The sequence below is a fragment of the Kitasatospora sp. NPDC101801 genome (assembly GCF_044766665.1).
In the GTDB taxonomy this organism is placed as follows: domain Bacteria; phylum Actinomycetota; class Actinomycetes; order Streptomycetales; family Streptomycetaceae; genus Kitasatospora.
In genome coordinates this window covers 17,191-40,634 of sequence record NZ_JBIWML010000052.1, presented here as the reverse complement: position 1 = coordinate 40,634, position 23,444 = coordinate 17,191, and the positions used below count along the sequence as shown (strand labels likewise).

Here is a 23,444-nt window from a genome sequence, read left to right as displayed (position 1 = left end):
AGTGTGCCCGTGAACCACCCACCCGTCGTCCAGATGCTGTCCGCCTCGCTCATGGTGCCCGATCCGCCCGAGGTCGAGGCCCACCTGGAGTACCTCACCACCGACCCCTACGCGGTGCGGCTGCTGTTCGGGGCCCGCTGCACGCTCGGCGAGACCCCAATCGCATGGGTGTTCGCCCGCCAACTGCTGGCCGAGGGCTTGGTCGCCGATGCCGGGCAGGGCGACGTACGGGTGCGGCCGCACGGCCCGGGGCAGACGGCGGTGGAGCTGCGCTCACCCACCGGGTGCGCCGTGGTGACCATCGGGACCCGCGGCATCCGCACCTTTCTCACCGCCAGCCACCAAGCCGTCCCGCCGGGAAGCGAAGACCTGCTGATCGACTGGGACCGAGTCCTCACCGAACTGCTCACGCCCCGCCCCTGAGCGGCTCACACCGCCGAACGCCGGCTACCGGACGGAGCCGGGTCCTGGCTGTACGCGCCACCGACTCCCCCCAGGACACCGCCCACCGCTACGCCAGGCTCACCGGGCACGGCCTGCCCGCCCGATTCACCACCACCGCAGGCCACGACGCGCACACATCCACGGCCATACCCGGTGTGAGGTTGCCGGATCGGCCGGACCGGGGCGACTGTCCTCCACCGGCAGGCCAGGGCTTGATCAAGTTCCGTAGAGGTCCAGATTGTTGGTGATGCCCAGGAGTGGGAGTGCTCGTTCGGGGTGGTCGCGGATTGCTCGGGTGGTCTTGGCGATGTTGTCGGCTCCGAGGGTTTTCAGCACGCCGATGGCGAGGTTGCGCAGGGCCGCCATGGCGCGCGGCACGGTCCCGCTGTGGACGGTTGAGGCGTCTTCGGCAAAGGTGACGTCTCTGATGTGGTGCGAGGAGTTCTCCACTCCCCAGTGCCCGCGAATGGCTGTGGCCAGGTCGGCGGGGCTGGTCTGGTGGGCGTCGAGGCTGGTGACGGCGTAGACGCTCTCGCGGGTCTCGCGCTTTCCGGCTTGCTTGCGGCGGCGGTGGACGCGGATGGCCAGGCGGGCGTGGGGGAAGGCGATCCCGCCGAGTTCGTCCGCGATGCCGCAGGTCTTGATCGAGCGGGACTCCCGGCGGCCGTGTGCGGTGCCGGAGGAGGTGTGCTGGACGGGAATGTCGCGCCAGGGCAGGGCGGCGAGCTGGCTGTGTGCGGTGGGCTGGTTGGTCTTGATCACGGCGATGTAGTGCGCGTTCTTCGTCTCGACCAGCCAGGAGATGTTCGCCTTGACCGAGTGCGGGGCGTCGAAGGTGACGACGGCGTCGGCCAGGTCCAGCGGTGCCAGCAGCGGCCGGAAGTGCGTGGTTTCGTTCGTCTTCGCGCCGACCTCGGCCTGGGCGAGGGTCACGACGAGGCCGTGGGTGACGGCGGAGAGCAGGTGCCAGCGCGTTGCGGTGAGCCGGGCTGGGCCTTTGAGCGCCTTGCCGTCGACGGCGATGACACGCCGTCGCCCGGTCGTTGCGGCCCGGGTGGCGGTGCGGTGCTGGTCGGCCAGGTAGGTGCCCACGGCCCGGTCCAGCAACGTCACCGTCGACTGCCCGCAGGACGCGCCCGATCGTGGCCGGTGACGGGGAGCGCCGCCACATGAGCGGATGGTGGCGGATGCCGATGGCCGCCAGCAGTGTGGTCGAGGCGCGCTCGCCCCACTCCGCGAGTTCGTCGATGCTCCTCGCGCCCGACAGGACAGCGAAGGCGCACACCAGCAGGACCGTCGTCAGCGGGTACCACCGGCCGCGCCGCGAGCGCGGGTCGGGCACCGAGTCGAGGTAGGGGCGCAGGTCAGCGACGCGGCCGGCGTCCAGCGGACCCAGCTTCAGCAGCACGGCTGGGATAGGAGAAGATACAGCGGCAGGCACGGGCGACCTCGTGTTCATTGGGCTTCGACACCGCAATGATCATGGAGCCCGTGCCTGCCCTGTTACGTCCCCTCGTCGGTCACCACTCGACCAACCCGCACAACCCCGGAACTTGCAACCGCCCTGCCATCCGCGTCCACTGACACCAAGCCGCACCCTGCTGGCACCGAACCCGAACATCACAGCCACACCTTGGCCTGGGTGTCCATCTCCTCGGCTCCCCCGGTGCGCCGGTGCAGGAAGGTCTCCTCCAGGGCGGTGATCAGGTCGGCGTAGGTGGTGCGCAGCCAGGAGCGGCAGCAGGGCCCGCAGGGTGGCGCCGACATCGCCGACCAGGCCGAGGTCGAGCGGGGTGCGCCGGCCGAGGTGACGCTCTCTCAGGTCGATCTGGATCACCGTGCAGCCGGTGGGGTACCAGTCACGGTAAGGCGACCACTCCGCCGGGCCGCACGTCTGCGCACCTGTGCGGTGAGGTGACGGCCGCCTTTCGTCTCGGCTGGCCGGCTCCGGTGCCGTGCCGAGCGATGACGATGGCGGGGTTCTCCCTGATTCCCGCTGGACGGCTTCGGCGACCAACTCCACGACGCGACGGCGTGGCCACAGTGCGGGTCGCAGGGCAGTTCCCCGGCTGCGATCCAACCGGCAAATGCTGTGCAGCTTCGGATGCTTCAGGCATAGGGTTCCGATGATGTGCTCGATGATCGACGGGAAAGGCGCGGCCGCCGTGGGCTTACCAGGTCAGGAGCGTTGGACCCGTTCGGGGGTTCGGTTGCGTCGTGTCTCGGGCGCGGATGGGCGGTGGAACTGGCTGTTCGTCCCTGGTGGCCCGGGTCTGGGCTCGGAGTCCTTGCTGGGACTGGCCCGTGCGGTCGAGGTGCCGGGCACGGTCTGGTTGGTCGACCTGCCGGGGGACGGTTCCAACCGCAGCGTGCCGCAGATTCCTGAAAGCCCGTACGAGCTCTGGCCTCAGGTGTTGGCCGAGACGGTGGACGAACTGGACGACGTGGTCATGGTCGGCCATTCCACTGGCGGGATGTTCATGCTGGCCACACCGGAGCTGGAAGGCCGACTGGCTGGCCTTGCCCTGGTCAGCAGCGCCCCGCACGCCGGTTGGCGCGAGACCTTCGCGCAGTGGGCTCTAGCCCATCCGCTGCCCGGCCTCGAAGAAGCGGCCGCCGCCTACGGACAGGACCCGAACGACCGGACGTTGCGCGCACTCACCCTGATCGCAGCGGCGTGGAACTTCACTCCGGCAGCTCTGGCCGACGGCCGCGCGGTGCTGGAGGGCCTGCCTTACTGCCAGGACGCGGTGGCATGGGCCGACACCCACTTCGATGACACCTACCAGGCGCGCTGGACACCGGCCGCCAGCAGTGTGCCGACGCTTGTCGTCAGTGGCAGCCAAGACCGTGTGGTCGACCAGAGCCTCTGGTACCAGGACGCCGCGTTCGACCGGCCCCACGTGCTGCGGCGGACGATTGAGAACGCGAGCCACTTTCCGTGGCTGGAAGACCCCCACGCGGTCCGTACGGCTTTCGCCGACCTGACCGCCCTGCTCGAGCGCACGTGAACGCCTGGCGGGCCGGGAGGGCGCCCGGCCCGCCACCCACCACGAAGGGGGAGAGCGAGGGGGCGATCCGGGTCCGGGAACCTGCGGGTGAACAGGCTCACCGCCAGCCCAGGTTGGCGCTGTGGTTCGGAAGTTGGGTCGCTTCAGTCGCTCGATCTCCGGGCTGGCGTGGTCGGCGGTCAGGCCTTGGGAAGCGTTACTGACCTCGGCGCTTCAGGGTGATGGCGGTGGGAGGTCGAGAGAGAGTCCCGTTCCGGTGAAGAAGCCGTCCAGGACGTCGGCGCGGTACTGCAGTCGTTTGAGACGGTTGCGTACGAGGGTTTCGAGTCGGTCGAGGGCGACGCTGGAGAGGTTTGCGAGGCTGCGCTTGATGTGGGCCCACAGGTACTCGGCCGCGTTCAGCTCCGGTGAGTAGGCGGGCAGGATGAACACCGTCAGCCAGTCCCGCGTGCTGGTCAAGTCGCGCATGGCGTGTGAGACATGGGTGTTGAGCCGGTCCCAGACCAGCACGATCGGTGCCCTGACCAGTTGGTGGATTCCGTCGATCAGGCCGATGTAGTCGCGTTCGGACAGGCTGCGGCGTTCGCCCTTGCGCCCGGTGTGGCGCCGCAGCCGGTGGCACATCCGGGTCCGTGAGCCCGGCCGCACGGCGATGAGGCCGGCGACGGAAACCCGCCCGGAGCCCCGGCCACCCACCTTCACGACCGGCGTGATGCCGCGACGTCCCCACGTGCGCCCCTTGGGCGGCCTGCGGGTGAACCCGGCTTCATCCTCGAAGCAGATCCAGCCACCACAGGCCGCCCGGGCGCTTTTACCTCCGCCCAGGTCACCACCTTCCATGCGGCCACCGCGTGTTCGTCACGCTCGGCGGCACGCCGCACGGGGACCTGCGGGCTGAAACCCAGCCGGCGCATCTGCCGGGTGGCACCCCAGACGCTGTAGGTGACGTGGAACTTGCGGCCGATCAGCGTGGCCACCCGCGCACCGGTCCACACCTGGTCCTCGTCCCAGCCGTGGGCGGCCGGCCCCTGGTCGAGGTACGCGGCCAGCTTCTCCTGGCACCGGACGGACAGTTTGCACCGTCGGCCGTTCGCGCCGCGCGAGGCCAGCGCCGCCGCCCCGCCCCGCGTCCACTCCCGGTGCCATTGGTAGGCCGACTTCAAGCTCACCCGCAGCCTGCGGGCAACCTCCGGCGGCCCCAGCCCATCCCCAAACAACCCTGCGGCCTCCAGCCGCACCACCTCACGGCGCTGGCGACCTTTCGCCGTCAGCCCGCCCGCATCCGCATAGCGCATACCTACGGCATACCGCGCAGATGACCGTCAATCAGCTACACGAACAAGCCAATCACCCCAAAGTGCCGACGTCAGTATCACTACACAGCCAGCCGCCCCGATGCCCTGACGGACGGTCAGGGGGACCCGGACGGCGTGCACTAGATGGAGGCGGTGGAAGCGGCCGGGACGGGTGGTGAGCGGGTCCCGGACGTGGCGCGGCCGCGGGGGCCTGGTGAGGTCGGCGACGTCCAGAGCGAGCGCCTCAGTGGTGGTCTCGCCTTCGTGGGCCAGACCGCCAGGCACGGAAAACTGCTCGATGCCGTCCGGGTTCTGGCGGCGGATCAGGCAGAGCTCCCGGCCTTGGAGGACCAGCGCACATCCGGACCAGCGCCGACTTGGGCGTCAGCTGGCCTGGGGCAGCTGGGTGCCAGCAGCCGGTTGCGCAGCTCCACGGGCGCGGTGGCCGCGGAGTTGTTCGTTGCTGCGCCGGGCCTCTTCGAGCTGGTCCTCGAGGATGACGATGCGGCAGGCGGCGTCGAGAGCGGTGCCCTGGTCGACGAGGTCGCGGGCGCGCATCGCGATCCGCAGCTGGTAGCGCGAGAAACGCCGGTGACCGCCCTCCGAACGCAGCGGGGTGATCAATCCGTGTTCGCCCAGGGAGCGCAGGAAGCCGGCGGTGGTGCCGGTCATCTCCACGGCGCAGCCCATGGTGTAGGCGGGGTAGTCGTCGTCATCGAAGGTGGCGACGGCGGCTGAGGTGTTGGGGGTGTGGGGCCGGTGCGTGGTCGTGGTCACGGCGCCTCTTTGGATGAGGGTCTGGCTTTCCTGCGGGTTCGGGGATGTGGGAGGGGCCCCGGTGCTTGACTGCGCGCCGGGACCCCGAAGGGGAACTTCACCATGTACCGGCTCTGGGCCGGTCTCTGTGTCCGCAACTCCTCGGGGGAGGGGGATTGCGGGGATCGCGTATGCGTGACCGGAAACCACCGTCCTTCGTGCCTTGAGGGGTCTGCGGTGTCCGCCCGGACAATCGGTGGGTGTCATACGGGCCGGGCGATCCTGATGGCGCCAGCGCCCTCCGTTCATCCTCGACTGCATCTTGCGAACTGCTGGTACTGCTTCCTACGGGTACTGCCTGGTACTGCGTGATTCACACCTACTGCTCGATACCGCGTACCGCTTGGTACAGCTGCGGTGTCCGTGAAGGCCCACCGCTCTGTCCGGCAGCCAGCCCCGTCGCCCGTCCTGCTCAACTGCTCGGCTTGGAACCCCACTGCCCGGATCGTCCAGCACGCGCGCCCGCAGCCGGCGCCTTTGCCGAACCTCGCACACCCCGACAACTGGTGACTACGGCCCAACTTCAACTTCACCTACTCGTACTGCACCTGCTTCCACCGCGGTACCGCTCGGTGGCGACCCCTGATCACTGCGGGCCACCGGGTGCGGCCGCCAGTCCCGTCGCCGTACTGCACCAACCCTGGCTTCAGGACTCCGCAACCGCACCGAACTGCCAACTACTGCACTGCTCCAGCCAGTTCGTATCTGGCGGGCCCTGCCGACTGCTTGCTACGAGAGAAATACTAACCACGGCGCACAGCAATGTCTAGTCCGGCCAGCACAGATTTTTCGCCGCTCGAAGCACAGCTAGCCTGCTGCCCGAACGAAAGGGACGGGCAAGGTCTCCGCTGACTTCCTCGATGAGGTGAGTGCGGCGTACGTGGCCGGCACCGCGGACAATGGCGTCACGTTCGACGCGGTGATGGGCAAGGAGACCAGGGGCCCGACCAGCGCCTCACCGATCGGGATCGGCGTCTCCGAGGCGGTTCCGGGGCTGAAGGAGTCGATCCGGGACGCCCTGCAGTCGCTGATGGACGACGGTTCTTGTCTGAAGATCCTGGATGCCTACCACGTGCCGGACATCGCTATCCCCTCGGCGACGGTCAACGGCACGCTCGACTGACAGACTCAGGCCACCGCCGGGCGGGTCCGGCGCGCCGGACCCGCCCGGCTCACCGGCGCCTCGGTCAGATCCGGGGCGGTGGCATCGCCCACCGGACCGTCCGCACCATGGCGCACCCGAACGGGCGGGCGACCACGTCGATCAGGCCGGTGGCGGGCAGGCCGAGCAGCCGGCGGTGCTGCGGCTCGAGCAACGCGACCGCCGCCGCGGCCAGCGCGGCGTACGCGGGAAGGACCGCGACAGGCACAGGCGGGCGCAGCAGCAGGAACCGTGCGGCCGATCTGGCTTGGACGCTCTGGGCGAGCTCGGGCAGGTAGGCGGTGAGCCGGGCGTCGAGTGCGGCCTCGCTGCGCGGCGGGTCCTCGGCACCGAGGGCGATCGCCACTCGTGCGGCCTCGGCCACGTACCGGTCGCGGCCGGCGGGATCCAAGGGGGCCCGTCCGTACGTCTGGTGGGCGCGCAGGAAGCAGTGCGTCTGGGCGGCGTGCACCCATCCCAGCAGGTGCGGGTCGTCGGCACGGTAGGGCTGCCCCTGCGGTGTCGTTCCCCTGATCCGTGCGTGAACCGCGCGGACCCGGTCGACGGCAGCCTGGGCGTCGGCGGCCGTGCCGAAGGTGGTGACGGCCAGGAAGGTGCTGGTGCGCTGGAGCCGGCCCCAGGGATCACCGCGGAAGCCGGAATGGTCGGCCACGGCCGCCATCGCCACGGGGTGCAGGGACTGGAGCAGGAGCGCGGCCAGGCCCCCGACGAACATCGCGGCGTCGCCATGTACGGTACGGATCTCACAACCGGGTCCGAACCAGCGCGGCCCCGGGGTCGAGTGGATGCGCTCCCTGACGGCCCGCCCCCGGGGCCCGGCGATCCGCGCGAACAGTTCGTCGCCGATCCGTTCGCGCGGACTTCGTCGGTCCTGCCTCCCGGCCGGCACCGGGTCCCTCGCCGCCCCAGCGGCTCCGGGAGCCTCACGAGCCCGCCGTCCAGCGGCCTGTCGGTCGGCGGGGCCGGAACTCACCATCCGGCGATCCTGCCGACCGCGAAGGCCGCGAGGACGAGCGCGGTCGCGATGATGAGGGTCAGGGGGATCCAGCCGGGCCAGGCCGTGTGCAGCTCGACGGTCTCGGGCGTCGAGATCGCGTGACAAGTCGAGGACTCGCACTCGGGCGCCTCCGTGGGAGGCGGTCCGCCGGCCCGCCGGGCGGTGGGAGTGGGTTCGGAAGGGGACATGATCGGCTCCAGACGAGGGCTTGTCACGGGTGAAGGCCGGCAAGCCGCCGGAACGCGACGGCCTGGGTGGCCGCGCCGAGCACGGCTGCGACCGCGGCCCACGGGGTGAGCGTGCACGCGAGCGTTGTCGCGGCAAGTACCACGACGGCCGCCACCGATGCCAGCGCCGCCGGCCGGCGGGGCTGCCAGAGCCAGCGCCGGACAAGTGTGGTGCGGCGGCCGAGCAGCCGCTGCAGCCGGGGATCCGCCGCTCTCAGCGCGCACTCGATCTCGTCGATGAGCCGCCTCCCGTAGGCGGTCAGGGGATGCACCATGGCCTTCACCTCCAAGATCCCCACCATCGCCCCGCACCACCGCGTGCGCCGGTTGCAGCGTTTTCGCACCGCAACGACCACTTGCCCGGTACCCTGCGAGAGGATCGCTCCGGGTGCCGGATGTTCCGTCAACTGACCTCTGCCATGAGCAAGTTCGTTCTGACAGGGCGGAACCGGGAATCGGGTCGGCGGTTCAGCCGCGGTAGGTCGGGTGGGCGCGCTCGGTGATGTTGCGCGCCATCCCCCCGAACACCACCGTGTGGAAGGGCGCGACGGCCCTCCAATAGGCGTGCCCGGCCAGGCCGTGCGGATGGAACAGGGCCCGCTGACGGTACCGGCTGCCCGGGCCGTCGGGCTCGACGGACAGTTCCAGCCAGGCCAGCCCGGGCAGCCGCATCTCCGCGCGCAGCCGCAGCAGCCGTCCCGGCTCGATCTCCTCGACCCGCCAGAAGTCGAGGGAGTCGCCGACCCGCAGCCGGGCCGGGTCCCGGCGGCCACGGCGCAGGCCGACGCCGCCCACCAGCCGGTCCAGCCAGCCCCGCAGGGCCCAGGCGAGGGGGAAGGAGTACCAGCCGTTCTCCCCGCCGATCCCTTCGACGACCCGCCACACGGCGTCGGGGGCCGCACTCACCCGGCGTTCCTGGACGTCCTGGTAGAGGCTGCCGCCCGCCCAGTCCGGGTCGGTGGGCAGCGGATCACTGGGCGCCCCGGGCAGCGAGGCCGAGGACCACCGGGTGGCGACCTCGGCGTCCTTGATCCGGCGCAGCGCGAGGGCCACCGCGCGGTCAAAGCCGGTGAGCCCGGCGGGCGGGTCCGGCACCCAGCGGGCGATGTCGTGCTCGCCGCAGACCACCTCGTGGCGCAGCGACTCGACCAGCGGGCGGGCGATGGAGTTGGGGACCGGCGTCACCAGGCCGACCCAGTGGCTGGAGAGGCGGGGCGTGAGGACCGGCACAGGCACGATCAGGCGCTGCCGCAGCCCGGCGGTGCGGGCGTAGCGCTGCATCATCTCCTCGTAGGTGAGCACGTCCGGTCCGCCGATGTCGAAGCTGCGGTTCACCTCAGTGGGGAGCCGGGCGGCGGCGACCAGGTAGTGCAGGACGTCGCGGACCGCGATCGGCTGGATCCGGCTGGAGACCCAGCGCGGGGTCACCATCGCCGGGAGGCGTTCGGTGAGGTGACGGAGCATCTCGAAGGACGCGCTGCCCGATCCGATGATCACCGCGGCGCGCAGCTGGGCGGTCGGCACGCCGCTGTCACGCAGGATCCGTCCGACCTCGGCGCGCGAGCGCAGGTGGGGCGAGAGGCCGGTGGGCGAGCCGTTCCGGGGGACGAGTCCGCCGAGGTAGACGATCCGGCGCACGCCGGCGGCCGACGCGGCGGCCCCGAAGGCCCGGGCCGCCTCCCGGTCGGTGCTCTCGAAGGACGGTCCGGTGCCGAGAGAGTGCACCAGGTAGTAGGCGACGCCAATGTCCTCGAACGCCGTCGGCAGGGTGTCCGGGCGGGTCACATCGCCGGCGGCGGTCTCCACCTCCGCCCGCCAGGGCTGGTCGCGCAAGCGGCCGGGCTCGCGCACCAGGCAGCGCACCGCGTGCCCCTGGGCGAGGAGTTCGGGCACCAGCCGTCCTCCGATGTAACCGGTGGCGCCGGTCACCAGGCAGCGCAGGGCGCGGGACGGTTCCAGGTCCATATCTGCTTCTCCGTTCGGCGTGGCCGGTGCGGGTCAGGCAAGTCCGGGCGCCGGACGCCGCGATCGCGCCGCAGGATCCAGCCCACAGGTCACCCCCCGCTTGCTCCGGCACCGTTCGCGGCGATCTGGCCGGGGGTGCCGGGTCCCGGTGGGTGAGTGGCTCGTTCCAGGAGGTCGACGGCTGCCGCGAGGGTGCGGGGGCTCGACGCGCCGGGAGGCGGGCCGTGGCGGAGCCAGCCCGGCCCGGCCGCCACCACCAGAGCCCTCGTGCGGGAGCCGCGTGCCCCCCAGGTCGCGGCGCCCACCAGTCGGGCAAGCTCCTGGTCTGCGGTGCGGTGGTCCTGGGACCAGAGCATCACGGCACACGGCCCGAGGCGGTGGACGGCGTCCACCAGGGCTCGGGGCGGCACCGCCGCGCCGAGCATGCGGAAGGGGAGCGCTCGTTGGGACAGTGCCGCCGCGGTGGCTTCCAGGGGCAGGGTGTGCTGCTCGCCAGGGCCCGCGGCCAGGAGGACGGGGCGGCCCGGTCCGCTCACGATGGAGGCGATCGCCGCTTCGCGCAGGACGCTGGAGACGTGCCAGGACAGCAGGTGCTCGACCTCGACGTACTGCTCGCCGTCCACCGCCCACTTGCGGCCCGCCGCGCGCAGGGCCGGCATCATCACCTCGGTCCACGCCTCGATGACCCCGAGCGACGCGACGGCTTCGCGCAGAATCCTGACGGTCTCCGCCGCGTCGAGCCGGACGGCAGCACGGGCCAGTCCGCGGCATTCGGGCCGCACGCTCCCGACGCGCAGTGCCCTGCCTCCGCTGGCGCCGCGCTCGGGAGTCTCCTGCGGGGCGCCAGCGGGTTGGCTGGGCAGAGAGGTTGCCGGTTGCCGTGCGTCGCGTTCGGCCAGAGCGGCACGTGCCGCCTCGGCGGGCGCGACCCCGCGGGCGGTGAGGTGGCACATCGCCTCGAGGACGGCGATGTCGCGCGGGCCCCAACGGCGGTGATGGCCCTCGTGCCGGTGTTCGGGTCCGATGCCGTAGCGGCGTTCCCAGGACCGGACGGTGGTCGGCGATACGCCGAGCAGCAGGGCGACGGCACCAGTGGGCAGGGCGGCCTGCTCCACCTGATCGGATGCCTCGGCAGCAGGGCCCAGCCAATCGGGTGTCCCGGGGCTGGCCGGCGATGGCTCCATGGTGTCAACCTCCCTGTCGGGCGACCAGCGACGTGGTGGGTGCTTCGTCGGTACCGGTGAAAGCTGTGGATGGGCGGTGAGGTCCTGGAGGGACGGGCCGCGTCATTGCGCAGTGTCCGCGGACGCTGTCGAGCCTTGCCTGCCGCGCCCGCCAGCCCGGGTAGCCCGGGAGACCTTCGAGCGGGGCCCGCGATTTCGCTGGTGATCCAGCCGCCGTGGAAGTCGCCGTCCTGCGGCCGGACCGTCTCGCTGGTTCACGGTGCAGCGATCGACTGGGCAGGGGTCCGACGCGACGGTGCCGCGTATCCGGCCGCAGCCGGGCAGCGGGTCCGGACAGCTCCGTGGGGCACGTGGCACCATGCCGCGTCGAAATCCCCGGTACCCGGGCGGGGCCCTTCCACCCGAAGCCGCGCGGCTGGGGTCTGCACGAGCAGTTCGACGGCGGTGTCGGAGGCCGTGAGGTGGAGGACCCGGAAGACGTGACTCGTCTCGAACAGGCGGAGACCGGGCCCGGTCGGGGCGGAGAGTGTGCCAGCGAGCCGGATCTCGACCGCACTGCCCGAGGCTGTTTCGACGGCCGCCGACCGAAGGCGTGCCCGAGCGATTCGCCGGCGTCGTCCGGCCCGCTCACCAGGCTCCTCCGGTCTTCCGTTCCATCGCTGCGGTTGCGGTGGGCCGCTGTGAGTCGTCATCGCTGCTGGACTCCAAGCCCAGTGCCGTCCTGAGCCGGATCAGGCTGTCGCGAACACGGGTCTTCACCGTGCCCAGAGGTGTGTGGGTCAGATCGGCTATCTCGCGCTGCGAGTAGCCGCCGTAGTAGGCCAGGACGACGGCTTCCCGCTGGACGTGGCTCAGGCCGGCCAGCGCCGACCTGACCCGGGCCTGCTCGATGGAACGCACCACACGGTCCTCCAGCGGCTCACTGTGCGCGGGGTCCTGACGGGCGATGCGGTCGTCCCGTTCGGTCGAGGCCCTCACCGAACGGACCCGGTCAACCGCCCTTCGGTGGGCGATGGTGAGCGCCCAGGTCGTGACGGACCCACGGCCGCTGCGGTAGGTGGCTGCGGTGCGCCAGATTTCGAGCAGCACCTCCTGCGCGACCTCTTCGGCGTGGGCGCGGTCCCGCAGGGTGCGCAGAGCCATGCCGAACACCGGGCCGGCCAGGTGGTGATAGAGATCCTCGAAGGCCCGCTTGTCTCCTCGCGCCACACGTTCGATCACGGCTGCCGAGAGATCGGCCCTCGGCTGCTGCCTGCCGGGAGTGCGGCCCGTTCGGGTGGAGCGCATCGGATTGTTCACGGTGTCACCGTGCATCGATTCGCAGCCCGGGGGGCAGTTGGATCGTTTGTGCAGCGAATTGCGGTGCAGCCGGGCGTCGATGACAACCCGCTCCCGGGGCCTGTGCGGCCCGGGGCGGCACGATCACGGGCGGGGACGGCCGCACGGTGGACGGTCCGCTCCTGGTCCGGCCGACCGGGAGCTGGGTAGTGCGGTGGCCCCCCGGTGCGTGGCCCGGGGGCCAGTTGCACCAACGATGCGAGTGCCTTGGCCACAGGTGTCGGCTGCACGCTGGCGGCCTCAGAGCAGCGGGAGAAATGATGATCAACGAGCCCGTGTCGGCGCATCCCACCAGGCCCGTACGCGCGCCTGTGCTGTCGCAGTACTGGCGCCACCTCCTCTTCGTCCACTGGCCCGTCAACCCCGCGGCAGTCGCGCACCTGATGCCGCCGGATGTGATGCCCGACGTCTGGAACGGGACCAGCTGGGTTGGGCTCGTGCCGTTCCGGATGGAGCGCCTGGGGCTGGGCCGCGGCCCGGGCCTTCCGTACTTCGGTACGTTCCCGGAGGTGAACGTCAGGCTCTACTCGGTCGACCGGCAGGGACGGCGCGGCGTCGTCTTCCGTTCGCTGGAATCGCCGAGGCTGGCGGCGGTGCTCGCAGCCCGCGCAACCCTGGCGCTGCCCTACCGGTGGTCCTCGACGCGCCTGGCGGTCGAAGGCGACTCCTACTTCCTCGCCACCCGCGCACGCTGGCCCTCCCCCGCCGGAAGGACGTGTGTGCTGACCGCTCATATCGGCCCGCGGTTGCCTGCCCCCGGCCCGCTCGCCGACTTCCTGACTGCCCGATGGGGCCTGCACACCCGGGTGCACGGACGAACCGTCTACCTGCCGACCGACCATCCCAGGTGGCCGCTGCACGAAGCACGCATCGGCGGCCTGTCGGACCACTTGGTCCGCGCCGCCGACATCGATCTCCACGGCCCGCCGGCCAGCGTCCTGTACTCCCCCGGCGTGCCCGTGCGCTTCGGCGCCTGGCAGCACGTACAGGCACGTGCGTGAATCCGGCACGGGATCAGCCGACGAGCGACACCGCGGGCGACAACCACCTCACTCCTCTGCTGCAGGCGGTGCGGTGGCTACCCGCCCCGGACCTCCGGCCCTTCGGGAGACGACCACAGTGGCGCCCACCCGTCCCCGCCGCCTCAGGCTGCCCGGTGCAGCGCCCTTCGGGCGATTCGGGGTTCGGACAGCGTCCTCCTCCCGCACGGCGCAGGGTCACGGCAGGCGCGGAGACTGGCGGTCTTCGGGCTCCGGATGGGACCACGCTGATTCACGTTTCAGGTCTGGCCATCACTTCGCTGCGCCGGCCCCGATCTGGTGGCCCGGCGCAGCGAGGTCCCAGCGGTCACGAGGTGTTGGTGGCGTGTAGGTCGGTGGCGTGCTTGTCGGGTTCGGGCCGGGAGGTTTCGGGGTGGCCGGGCCACCAGAAGTGGCGGCCGGTGAGCAGGACGAGGGCCGGGACCAGGACGGTGCGGACCAGGAGGGTGTCGAGGAGGACGCCGACGCCGACGATGACGCCGATCTGGGTGAGGGTGATGAGGGGAAGGACTCCCAGGATTGCGAAGACGGCGGCCAGCAGGATTCCGGCGCTGGTGATGACGCCGCCGGTGGAGGCAAGTGCCCGCAGGACGGCGCGCCTGGTGTCGTGGCCGGCGAGGGTGTCCTCGCGGGTGCGGGCGATGAGGAAGATGTTGTAGTCGACGCCCAGGGCGACGAGGAAGAGGAAGGACAGGAGGGGGACGTTGGTGTCGAGTGCGGGGAAGTCGTAGACGGTGCGGAACAGCACCCAGCTCGCGCCGAGCGCTGCGAAGTAGGACGCGATGACGGTGGCGATGAGCAGCAGGGGCGCGACGACGGCCCGGAGTAGGACGGCGAGGACGAGCAGGACGATGGCCAGGACGAGGGGGACCACGACGCGGGTGTCGTGTTCGTTGGCGCGCGCGGTGTCGAAGGCCTCGGCGGTGTCGCCGCCGACCAGTGCGTCGGCGGAGGGTACCTGGGCCAGGGCGGTGCGCAGCCGCTCGATGGCCTGGTCGGATTCGGTGGTGCCCGGCTCGGCGGTCAGAACGGCTTGGGCGGTGGCGTAGCGGTCGGTGGTGGCACCTGGGGCGACGGAAGCGACTCCGGGTACGGCGCGTGCCGCCTGGATGACCTGGTCTCCGGTCGCCCGGTTGGAGACCAGGGTCAGGGGTGCGGCGGCGCCGGCGGGCTGGACGGCGGCAAGGGTGCGCTGGCCCAGGACCGCGTCCGGTGTTTTGCGGAAGGCGTCAGCTTGGGACAGGCCGGTCTGGGCACCGAGGGCGCCGGCCGCGAGCGCGATCAGGACGGCGGTGCCCGCGAGGGCGGTGGCGGCGGGGCGCCTGGCGACGGCGGTGCCGATGCGTGCCCACAGGCCGCCGCGGTCGGCGGTGAGGGGCTCACCGACCTTGGGGACCAGCGGCCAGAACAGCCAGCGGCCGGGCAGGACGAGGGCGGCGGGCAGGACGACCAGGCCGAAGAACACGGCGGTGACGATGCCGACGGCGCCGGCGAATCCGAGGCCGCGGTTGCCGGTCAGCTCGGCGGCGAGCAGCGTGAGCAGGCTCAGGACGACGGTGGTGCCGCTGGCGAGTACGGCGGGGACGGTGCCGCGCCAGGCGCGGGCCATCGCGGTGAAGCGGTTGTCCGTGAGGTGGAGTTCGTCGCGGTAGCGGGAGACAAGCAGGAGGGCGTAGTCGGTGCCCGCACCGAAGACCAGCACGGACAGGATGCCGGCGGCCGAGGCGTCCACCTCGACGCCCGCGTGCGGGGCGAGGACGCCGACGAGGATTCCAGCCACTCGGTCGCCGGCTCCGACGACGAGCAGCGGGACCAGCCACAGGATCGGGCTGCGGTAGGTGACCAGGAGCAGGAGGGCGACGACGGCGGCGGTGGCGAACAGCAGGTTGGTGTCGGCCCCGGCGAAGATCTGGGCGACGTCTGCCCTGTAGGCGGGAGCGCCGGTCACTTCCGACTTGAGCGGTGCGGGCAGATCGGTCGAGGCGAGTTCGCGGATCCGGTCGACGGTCTGGGTGTTCTGGTCGTCGGCGGAGTCGGTGCGCAGCAGGATCGCGACGGTGGCGACTTTGTCCTGCACGGTTTCGGGGCGGGCGGCGTCCGGAGCGAGGCCGAGCCTGCCGAGGTCGGTGGCGCGGCCAGCGATCCAGGCCTGCTGGGCTGGCGTCAACGGGCTGGAGTCGGTGTTGCTGTAGACGACGATGGCCGGCGCCGCGGCACCGGAAGGGAGCGACTTGACGATGGCCGCGGCCTTGGCGGACTGGGAGTCGGCGGGCAGGCCGGTACCGGTCGCCTCGGTGGTGGTGGCGCCGGCGGGGCCGAGCGTGAAGACGGCCGCAAGGCCGATGAGGGTGAGCAGCAGGATCAGCCAGGCGCTGGTGCGCGGTCGGCTCGTGAGGGCGGAGAGCCGGGACCACTCGGCTTGGCTTGACGGACGCGGGAGCACGGGATGAACCCTCACATAGTAGTTAAGTTACTTAGCGACTTTCACCGTGTCTGATGTCAGCCATGGCGCAACACCCCGTCTTCGGAGCCGCCGGCGATCCGGATCGCACGAGCGCTTCCCTTCCCGCCGCCTCGGCTGACGGGAAGAGGGACGTCCTGTCAGAGGCCTTGCGTGAGGTCCTCACCCTGACGCAGCTGGCCCGCACGGCACTGGCCGAGCGGCTCGCGATGCCGCTGACCAACGTCGAAGCGGTCGAGCACGTGGTGATGGCGGCATCCGCGGGCACGCCCATCGGACCCGCCGAGCTCTCCAGGCGCCTGGGCGTGACCACCGCGGCCGGTACCCAATCGGTCAACCGGCTGGTCACCGAAGGCCACCTGAGCCGCTCGGCCCACCCGAGCGACCGGCGGCGTCAGGTCCTCGACGCCACACCCGCCGGGCTCGGTCACGTGATGAGCGAGCTGGCCCCCCTGCTGGCATTGCTGCACCAGGCCGCGGAAGGCCTCGACGACCACGAACGAGCCGGCGCTCACCGCTACCTCGTGAACGTGGCCACCGCCTACCACGCCTACCTCGGCGCACCGCAGGACCGGCCAACCCGCTGACCCACCACCAGCCGGCGCCGACTCCCGCGAGGAGCGATTCGGCAGGACCGGCCCGGCATCCGCCTCCACGGAAAGGGCACCCCCTTGCCAGCGATGCGGTGCGAAAGCGATGCAACCGCCACCTCCACGGCTCGGCGACCAAGCTGACCGCATCGGTACATCGCGAAAGAGGAGTGATCGCCATGCAGGTCGTCCAGAAACTCCACCAAGCCGGCCTTACCAGCGAGCACGCCTATGCGGCGGCGCTCGGCTCCGTGGGACTGTCCCTCCTCAGCTGGGCGGTGTCGATGAAGGCGGAGAAGGCCGGCGTCGAGAGAGCCGACCGATGGGGCATCTTCGTCGGCGAGTGGGCACCCACCTTCTTCGGCCTGGGTCTGGCCCTGGCCAACTACGAACAGGGGTACGCCACCCCCGCAAGCGGCGGATTTACCGCATAGGTACACGCTGTCCGACCGGCTGCGCCGCTGCCGCTCGATCCGCCTTGTCGGCGGCCACACGGCGGCCGGACATCCGTCCGGCCGCCGTGCCGTGCTCCGGCCAGTGCGGCGCTCCGGGTGAAGGGCAGTCCGGACCGGCTCCGGACATCCCGGCAACCGACCGGAGCCCCCACATGTCTTCCGTCCAGCGGGGCCCGGCTCCGGCCGTCAGGGCCCGTCGGCGTCGGAGATGGCTGAGTTCTCATGAATCCCTGTCATCCGCGGGCCCGCCGGCCTTCAGCGGTTCCGTGGCCAGCAGCCGGTAGGCCTCGGCCAGCTCGCCGGCCATCGCTCGGGCCGAGTAGCGGCCGGTCACGGTGCTCGCTCCGGCTGCCGCGATCGAAGCCAGCTCATCACCCGGCACGGCCGCCAAGGCGGCCAGCGTCGCGGAGAGGGCTGGGGCCGAGTGCGTGGGAAGAAGATAGCCGTTGACACCGTCGTCGATGTAGTGGGGGACACCACCGCGCTGGGGTCCCGCTGCCGGCAGGCCCGCGTCCATGGCCTCAAGGACCGCGAGACCGAACTCCTCTTTGGCGCTCGGGCAGACGTAGACCGGCGGGTACGGCGCTTGCTTCGCGGCCAGCACCCGTTCGAGGAGGCGGACGTGGCGGTTGGGCAGCGCCGGCCAGCAGGCCAGGTTGCGCCGCGCCATCGGCTCCGCGGAGACGAGCTTGGCGATGCGCTCGCGCATCTCACGCTCGGCCGCCGTTCCGGGACCGGCCGAGCCGCCGACCAGAAGCAGTGTCGTGCGGTGGTGCAGGCCTGCTTCGATCCACGCCTCGACCAGCCGGTCCTGCTGCTTGACGGGATGCAGCCGGCCCACGCTGAGGAACATCCGCGAGCTCCGGGCGCTCGGATCCAGGCCGTCCTGGCGGTCACCGCCTGCGAAGAGCCGGCGCATGAGGTCCGCGGCCAGAGCCGAGTCACCGCCTGCGCGGCTGAAGGGAGGGATTCCCTCGGCGGGCGACACGAACCGTCGCCCCCGGCCGCCGAGTGTGAGCTGCGGGAAGTGGGTCGCGATTTCCCGGGTTCCGGCCGGCCCCGGGATGGTGACCAGCAGGTCGCAGCGGTCGGCGAGGACATCGGCCGCGAATACGCGGTGGAGGTCCGCACGCAGGGCCGCAGCAGGCTCCGTACACAGAGCGTGCCCGACGTCGCGGTGCCGCTCCCCCATGGTCCGGTGGGGATCGGGTGTGACGGTGAAGGCGAACCGCGCGCCGGTGCGGCGGGCCGCGTCCGCCACGGCGAGCGAACTGTCGTCGGCGAAACGCGCGTGCACCACCGCGGGCTCGGCGCCCGGGAGGGCAAGCAGACGCGCCATCCACCACGCCAAGCCGGTCCGTAGCTCCGGTGCGTTCACCGGTGCCGCCGCCGGCCCGGGTACGGGAACCCGCAGGAGCCAGTGCCCGGTGCCGAGCCGTGCCACCAAACCCTGGCCCAGGTCGCCGCCGCACCCGGGCGCCAGCGTCAGCACCCGGGCGATTTCGCCAGTGGCTGCGAGGGCATCGCCGAGAGCGCCCAACAGGACGCTCATTCCCCCGCTGGCACCGACGCCGGGCTCCTCCAACCGTCCGAGCATCATCGACTGCGCCACCACGATTCCTTCGGCAGGAGCGGCAGGAAGCCCCGCCACCGCAAGCCGGTACCCAGCGCCCGCAGGGTGCCCGGGAGCAGCCCGCTGCCAGGCGGCCGAGAGCAGCAGCGCCTCGTAGCAGCCCGACGACCGCCCGTGGCTGACGGGGAGGACACGCGCTCCGCCCCGAAGCCCCGACAGGTAGCGCCAGGCCGCCTGCCGGACGGGCGGGGCGTCACTGTGCGCCGCGCCGGCGCATTCCGCGACGGCCAGGGGTGACAGTGCGTGCTCCTCGGCGAGGTCGAGGAGGAAGGCCCGCTCGATCGGCGAAGCGGGCAGCAGCAGGCGGCTTCGCAACGCCGCGGTGGCGTCGGCCCGGAAACCCGCCCGCACCGTGGCACCCCAGGCTTGGGCCAGAGCGCTGCGCTGCAGCGCTCCCCCACCGGCCAGTCCCACCAGCCACCAGGGATCGGCCGGTGTGCCGGAACGGGCCGCGCGCCGCAGCCGCGCGGTGACGACGTCCTCAGGCAGCAGCGCGCGATCGGTCCCGGGGCTCGTACGGTGGCCGTACTCCGCCCGGCCCAAGAGAAACAGCAGATCGTCGCCGTCCGGCTCATCCGACTCGGGGTCGAGGTGGTGGCGGCGCCACCGCACCAGTACGTCGGAGTCGGCCGGCGGGTAGCTTTCTTTCCGGCCGCACGGTCGGTGCGCCATCGGGACGTCCTTTCCTCGCGGGTGTCACCTCACCTTCGGTGCGGAACCGCAGAGTGGATGGCGCGCACCCGGCACCGTGCCGCCACAGGTGTCGGCATGGCACGATCTGGGGCATCAGCACCACGCCCAGATGTCCACCGAACGCCCCCTTCCTCGCCGACAGCGGAGAGTGACGTGCCACGAGTCGTGTTGATCAGCCCCCCATTCCAGTCCCACGCCGTGCCGATGAGCACGCTCGGCGCGGCTCTGCGAGAGGAGGGGACCGAGGTGACGCTGGCGTGTGCGCCGGCCTTCGCGGGCCTGGCCGACCGGCACGGCCTGGACTTCACCGAGCTCACCGTCACCCGGAACGCGAACACCGGCGTCGCCGAACGAACCTCCCAAGCCCCCTCGGAGGGCGCACGCCTGCGGGAGTTCCTGGAGGCCACCCGCGAAGGGGCGATCCCCGCCCTGCTCACCCAGGCGCGCCACCGCGCGGCCGACATGCTCCCCGACCCCGAGCGGGTCTTGGAGGACGTGCGTGCTCTGGACCGCCGGTCGAGGGCCGACTGGTACCTCGTCGACCAGCTCAGCTACCCCGTGACCCTGAGCATGCACTGCCTGGAGCTGCCCTACGCGACCTTCTGCCCCGGCCACCCCAGCTACATCCCGACTGAGCAGGACGCCTCCTTCGGGCTCCCCCGGGCCTGGCCAGACGCCCTGCGCCCCGCGCCCGGAGACCTCGACGAACTCCTCGTGGCCGTGAACGCGAACGACCGGGCGTTCACCCGCGCCTTCCGCGACGTCGCCCGCGCGCACGCGCCCCATCTGCCCGAGGTGGAGAGGGCGTTCGCGCTCTGCTCACCGCGGGCCGTGGTCTTCAACTACCCCCGGCTGCCGGACCTCCCCCCTCCTCCCAGCGGACCCACCGCGATCTACTCCGGTCACTGCACACCGCTCCCCCTGGAAACCGGACCGGACGGGACGTGGCAAGCCGTCGTCGCGCGGCTCGGCTCGGGCGGCCGCCCACTGGTGCTGGTCGCCTTCGGCACCTTCCTGTCCGCCCGCCACGACGTCCTGCGCACAGTCACCGAAGCAGTGTTGACGCACACCGAGGCATCCGTGATCGTCGCCGCCGGAGACCGGCTCCCCGAGCTACTCAGCAGCCCGGTCCTCGCATGCGCTTCCCCCGACCGGCTCCACCTCGCCGACACCGTCCCCCAGCAGCAGCTGCTCGCCCACTGCACCGCCATGGTCCACCACGGTGGCAACAACTCGTTCACCGAGTGCGTCGCCGCCGGCGTCCCCTCCCTCGTGCTTCCCTTCTCCAGCGACCAGTTCGCGATCGGGCACGACGTGGAGCGGGCCGGACTCGGACTGACGCTCGACCCCAACACCGCGACCGCCTTCACCGTAGGCACCGCGGTGAAGCAGCTGCTGGCCGCGCCCGGTGACCGGACCAAGTCCTTGGCCCACGAAGTCCTCGCAGCGGGCCCGCGCCACGCTGCGCGGCAACTCCTCGACGTCATGCCCGGCGGACCCCTGACCTCGTAGATCGCGTGCACTGCCGCGCGCTTCCCTCAGCCGTGCCCCAGCCGGAGCGCAGGTGGCTTGAAGCTGACTCCAGGTACCGACGGGGATGCCACTCCGGGCGTCTGGAGGCTACGGCTGACGGCGTCGGGGACCGCGCGCCATCTCGGCGTCCGCGATCAGGTTCGGCTCGTCGAATGCAACGGACATCGCGCGCGGCGGCATGAGAAACTGCATCCCGAAGATGCCCCTCCAGACCAGTTGGATGTAACCCTAGACAAGTCACATCTTCCCAGCTCAGAGGGCATCTCCGTTCTCATGTCCGGACGCTGGAACGGCTATTGCCCGGTGGATTCGGGCTCAGCCATCACCCCCGGCACGGCCGTGGCAGCCGACGCCCCCGAACGAGGCCCGCCTGGTGGCTCCGGACGCGGACGACTACGGCTGAACCCACCCACGCCGCACCACCGCTGACAGACCGGCAACGCCCGGGACGGCAACCCGCCACTTTCGGCGGGATGGACCCATGTACCTGCCTGGTGCCATGATCACGCCTGCGTCCGGCGAAGGCCCGGCGCGAAGGAGCCGGCCGTGAAGCTGTATATCGCCATACCCGTCCTGGCGTTCTCCCTGTTCTTCCTTGTCACCGGCCTCGCGGCCGTCATCCGCGGCTGGCTCCTGCCCACGAGCCGGCGCCACGTCCACAATCCCCGCCTCCACGGCTGGGGCCAACTGCTGATGGCCCTCGCACTGACCTGGCAGGTGCTCATCCGGCTCGCCGGCGGCGACACCGGACCGCTCCCCAGGGGCCTCATCACCGGCGGCGGCCTCCAACTCACCGGCCTCATCCTCCTGTTCATCAGCCAACGCCAGCCCCGGCACCACCGCAGCACCTGAAACCCGCGCACCGGACCGACGGGCGTAGGCGTAGCCGGGCGGGCGCCCGGCAGCCACCCGGCACGGCGCCGAGGACGGCGGCCACCCGCCCGACCGGGAACACCCAGAACCCGCACCTCACCCCGCCAGGCCCCGGCGGACCTCTCCGCATGAATTCACGACCCGCTGAGGCGGCCCCGACCGACGGTGATTCCGGCTGAATCCGAGCGGAAAACCAGGACGGAACCCGGCCGCATCTCCGACGGGCCGTCAATTCGCGGGAACATCGGCGTGATCGTCGCCCGGTTCAGGGAGCCTCGGGAAGCCCCTCGTAGTCACGGTCGTCCCCACGCCCAGCCGATCGGGCGCAAGCCAACGCGATCCACCCCGACGTGGCGCGGCACCTGAACCACCATCAGCACCGCACAGGGATGAAGCGTCCTCCTGGAGGCAGCTGAACTCCCGCAGGGGCCACCCGCACCGTCCCGGGCAGGCGGCTCACCCCACCCCTCCGCCCTGGCCCGGCTGCCTCGACGCGCCGACGGCCAGTCAGCTCGGCGGCCGGGCAGCACCGCTCGCCGTCAACCTCACCGCAGACGCCCGATCTGGCACCGCCGCAGTGATCGGTGTCGACCGCGTTCCCATCGCGTCTTGACGCGGGAGGCCATCTCCTTCAGAGTTCACATGTGAACTCAACGAGAGGGGTGTGGTCGTGAAGTTCCTGGCCAGCACGTTGGTCCCGAGGAAGAGCAGGGGGCTGGGAAGCCCGCCGCTCAGCCGGACGGAGCGGTTCACCGAGCTGATCGATCTCGCGCTGTGGGCCGAGCGGGTCGGGTACGACGCGTTCGGGGTCGGCGAGCGGCACAATCCGGAGCTGCTGTCGGCGTCACCTGCGGTGATCCTGTCGAACATCGCCGCCCGGACGTCCCGGATCCGCCTGGTCACCACGGTCGCGGTGCTGTCGCTCACCGATCCCGTCCGCTCTGCCGAGGACTACGCCACGCTCGACCACCTCAGCGGAGGACGGCTCGACCTGATCATCGGCAAGGGCGGCGACGCGGTCGCGCCGAGCGTCTTCGGGGTCGACCCGGCCGACCTGTGGGACCGGTTGGAGGAGGGGTACGAGCTGCTCCGGCGGCTGTGGCGGGAGGAGAAGGTCACCTGGGAGGGCCGCTACCGTCCGAAGCTCACCGAGGCGTCCCTCGAACCCAGGCCGCTCCAGCAGCCCGCGCCCCGGGTGTGGCACGGTTCGGCCACCGACCAGCGGTCCACCGAGCTGGCGGCGCGCTGGGGGGATCCGCTGTACTCGGCGAACGGCACGGACCGCGTCGGCCACTACCTGGATCTGGTCGCCCACTACCGCGAGCGGCTCGCCTTCCACGGCCACGATCCCGACCACGCACTGGTCGCCGTGGGCGTGCACTCCCCCATCATCACCGACCGCTCCCAGGACGCCCTGGCGTTCGCGCGGCCGATGTTCGAGGCCTCGGTGGCCGAGCACTACCGCGTGCGCGCCCGATTCCCGTTCGATTCACTGGAGGACTTCGTCGAGAACGGATCCGCGCTCGTCGGCACCGCCGAGCAGATCACCGAGAAACTCCTCGGCCTGCAGCGGAAGTTCGGCAACCAGGTGTTCGGCGTCGGGGTGGAGGGGTTCTTCTCGACCTACACCACCGAACTGGCCGTCACCCGCGGCTACCTCGAACGGTTCTTCGCCGAAGTCGCCCCCGTCCTGCGGGCCGAGGTCCCCACCACCGTCTGGGAGTGAT

22 protein-coding genes and 1 pseudogene are annotated in these 23,444 nt (G+C 71.4%); 9 read left to right on the top strand and 14 right to left on the bottom strand.

Going from position 1 to position 23,444, the window contains the following annotated elements; all coding sequences use genetic code 11:
• Positions 1–423: SsgA family sporulation/cell division regulator (locus tag ACIRPK_RS33810; protein WP_403045947.1), on the top strand; the 423-nt coding region annotated here is incomplete at its 5' end.
• Between the two features lie 237 nt (positions 424–660).
• On the opposite strand, the gene ACIRPK_RS33805 is transcribed toward ACIRPK_RS33810, so the two are convergent.
• From ACIRPK_RS33805 to ACIRPK_RS33795, 3 genes and pseudogenes are all read right to left on the bottom strand, one after another.
• Positions 661–1,557, bottom strand: coding sequence for an ISAs1 family transposase (locus ACIRPK_RS33805; RefSeq protein WP_403045944.1), 897 nt, complete (start codon positions 1,555–1,557; stop codon positions 661–663).
• A gap of 58 nt (positions 1,558–1,615) precedes the next feature.
• Positions 1,616–1,903: pseudogene (locus tag ACIRPK_RS33800) on the bottom strand (transposase family protein); the annotation flags it as partial.
• A gap of 161 nt (positions 1,904–2,064) precedes the next feature.
• The gene (locus ACIRPK_RS33795) at positions 2,065–2,211 is read right to left on the bottom strand and encodes a hypothetical protein (RefSeq protein WP_403045942.1); all 147 of its coding nucleotides are present in this window, start codon (positions 2,209–2,211) and stop codon (positions 2,065–2,067) included.
• Positions 2,212–2,582: 371 nt separating this feature from the next.
• Here ACIRPK_RS33795 and ACIRPK_RS33790 point away from each other — a divergent pair, with 371 nt between their 5' ends.
• Positions 2,583–3,455 (top strand): alpha/beta fold hydrolase, encoded by an 873-nt coding sequence (locus ACIRPK_RS33790; RefSeq protein WP_403045939.1) that lies wholly within the window; start codon positions 2,583–2,585, stop codon positions 3,453–3,455.
• Between the two features lie 213 nt (positions 3,456–3,668).
• On the opposite strand, the gene ACIRPK_RS33785 is transcribed toward ACIRPK_RS33790, so the two are convergent.
• The 3 genes from ACIRPK_RS33785 to ACIRPK_RS33775 all read right to left on the bottom strand — a co-directional run bounded on the left by ACIRPK_RS33785 (position 3,669) and on the right by ACIRPK_RS33775 (position 5,440).
• On the bottom strand, positions 3,669–4,238 hold the full coding sequence (locus ACIRPK_RS33785) for a transposase (protein ID WP_403045953.1): 570 nt from the start codon (positions 4,236–4,238) through the stop codon (positions 3,669–3,671).
• Complete coding sequence (locus ACIRPK_RS33780) at positions 4,154–4,750, bottom strand: winged helix-turn-helix domain-containing protein (RefSeq protein ID WP_403045936.1); 597 nt, start codon at positions 4,748–4,750, stop codon at positions 4,154–4,156. The genes ACIRPK_RS33785 and ACIRPK_RS33780 overlap by 85 nt, the downstream gene beginning before the upstream one ends.
• Positions 4,751–5,134: 384 nt before the next feature.
• Positions 5,135–5,440 (bottom strand): MerR family transcriptional regulator, encoded by a 306-nt coding sequence (locus ACIRPK_RS33775; protein WP_403045951.1) that lies wholly within the window; start codon positions 5,438–5,440, stop codon positions 5,135–5,137.
• Positions 5,441–6,446: 1,006 nt separating this feature from the next.
• Between ACIRPK_RS33775 and ACIRPK_RS33770 the strand changes: the two genes are divergently transcribed.
• Entirely contained in the window at positions 6,447–6,689 is a 243-nt protein-coding gene (locus ACIRPK_RS33770; RefSeq protein WP_403045933.1) for a hypothetical protein, read from the top strand.
• Between the two features lie 64 nt (positions 6,690–6,753).
• Here the strand turns inward: ACIRPK_RS33770 and ACIRPK_RS33765 are convergent, their stop codons facing one another.
• The 6 genes from ACIRPK_RS33765 to ACIRPK_RS33740 form a co-directional block, all read right to left on the bottom strand.
• The gene (locus ACIRPK_RS33765; RefSeq protein WP_403045930.1) at positions 6,754–7,617 is read right to left on the bottom strand and encodes an oxygenase MpaB family protein; all 864 of its coding nucleotides are present in this window, start codon (positions 7,615–7,617) and stop codon (positions 6,754–6,756) included.
• A gap of 80 nt (positions 7,618–7,697) precedes the next feature.
• Positions 7,698–7,913: a DUF6480 family protein gene (locus tag ACIRPK_RS33760; RefSeq protein WP_403045927.1), complete on the bottom strand. Its 216-nt coding sequence runs from the start codon at positions 7,911–7,913 to the stop codon at positions 7,698–7,700.
• Positions 7,914–7,936: 23 nt separating this feature from the next.
• The gene (locus ACIRPK_RS33755) at positions 7,937–8,236 is read right to left on the bottom strand and encodes a DUF3040 domain-containing protein (RefSeq protein ID WP_403045949.1); all 300 of its coding nucleotides are present in this window, start codon (positions 8,234–8,236) and stop codon (positions 7,937–7,939) included.
• Between the two features lie 184 nt (positions 8,237–8,420).
• Positions 8,421–9,917 carry an SDR family oxidoreductase gene (locus ACIRPK_RS33750; protein ID WP_403045925.1) on the bottom strand — a complete coding sequence of 499 codons (1,497 nt, stop codon included), beginning with the start codon at positions 9,915–9,917 and terminating at the stop codon, positions 8,421–8,423.
• 89 nt (positions 9,918–10,006) lie between these two features.
• On the bottom strand, positions 10,007–11,101 hold the full coding sequence (locus tag ACIRPK_RS33745) for a MerR family transcriptional regulator (RefSeq protein ID WP_403045923.1): 1,095 nt from the start codon (positions 11,099–11,101) through the stop codon (positions 10,007–10,009).
• Positions 11,102–11,728: 627 nt separating this feature from the next.
• The gene (locus ACIRPK_RS33740) at positions 11,729–12,400 is read right to left on the bottom strand and encodes a sigma-70 family RNA polymerase sigma factor (protein ID WP_403045921.1); all 672 of its coding nucleotides are present in this window, start codon (positions 12,398–12,400) and stop codon (positions 11,729–11,731) included.
• Between the two features lie 296 nt (positions 12,401–12,696).
• Here ACIRPK_RS33740 and ACIRPK_RS33735 point away from each other — a divergent pair, with 296 nt between their 5' ends.
• Positions 12,697–13,440, top strand: coding sequence for a YqjF family protein (locus tag ACIRPK_RS33735; RefSeq protein WP_403045919.1), 744 nt, complete (start codon positions 12,697–12,699; stop codon positions 13,438–13,440).
• A 346-nt stretch (positions 13,441–13,786) separates the two neighbouring features.
• On the opposite strand, the gene ACIRPK_RS33730 is transcribed toward ACIRPK_RS33735, so the two are convergent.
• A complete protein-coding gene (locus tag ACIRPK_RS33730; RefSeq protein ID WP_403045916.1) occupies positions 13,787–15,922 on the bottom strand; it encodes an MMPL family transporter in 2,136 nt (711 codons plus the stop codon).
• Positions 15,923–15,984: 62 nt separating this feature from the next.
• Here ACIRPK_RS33730 and ACIRPK_RS33725 point away from each other — a divergent pair, with 62 nt between their 5' ends.
• Together ACIRPK_RS33725 and ACIRPK_RS33720 are read left to right on the top strand one after the other, a co-directional pair.
• Positions 15,985–16,527: a MarR family winged helix-turn-helix transcriptional regulator gene (locus tag ACIRPK_RS33725; RefSeq protein ID WP_403045913.1), complete on the top strand. Its 543-nt coding sequence runs from the start codon at positions 15,985–15,987 to the stop codon at positions 16,525–16,527.
• A gap of 182 nt (positions 16,528–16,709) precedes the next feature.
• On the top strand, positions 16,710–16,964 hold the full coding sequence (locus ACIRPK_RS33720) for a hypothetical protein (RefSeq protein ID WP_403045911.1): 255 nt from the start codon (positions 16,710–16,712) through the stop codon (positions 16,962–16,964).
• Positions 16,965–17,205: 241 nt separating this feature from the next.
• Here ACIRPK_RS33720 and ACIRPK_RS33715 read toward each other — a convergent pair whose 3' ends face one another.
• Positions 17,206–19,290 (bottom strand): glycosyltransferase, encoded by a 2,085-nt coding sequence (locus tag ACIRPK_RS33715; protein WP_403045909.1) that lies wholly within the window; start codon positions 19,288–19,290, stop codon positions 17,206–17,208.
• A gap of 225 nt (positions 19,291–19,515) precedes the next feature.
• Between ACIRPK_RS33715 and ACIRPK_RS33710 the strand changes: the two genes are divergently transcribed.
• The 3 genes from ACIRPK_RS33710 (at position 19,516) to ACIRPK_RS33700 (ending at position 23,443) form a co-directional block, all read left to right on the top strand.
• On the top strand, positions 19,516–20,823 hold the full coding sequence (locus ACIRPK_RS33710; RefSeq protein ID WP_403045906.1) for a nucleotide disphospho-sugar-binding domain-containing protein: 1,308 nt from the start codon (positions 19,516–19,518) through the stop codon (positions 20,821–20,823).
• Positions 20,824–21,390: 567 nt separating this feature from the next.
• On the top strand, positions 21,391–21,696 hold the full coding sequence (locus ACIRPK_RS33705; protein ID WP_403045904.1) for a hypothetical protein: 306 nt from the start codon (positions 21,391–21,393) through the stop codon (positions 21,694–21,696).
• Between the two features lie 691 nt (positions 21,697–22,387).
• Positions 22,388–23,443, top strand: coding sequence for an LLM class flavin-dependent oxidoreductase (locus ACIRPK_RS33700; protein ID WP_403045901.1), 1,056 nt, complete (start codon positions 22,388–22,390; stop codon positions 23,441–23,443).
• The last annotated feature ends 1 nt before the right edge of the window (position 23,444 follow it).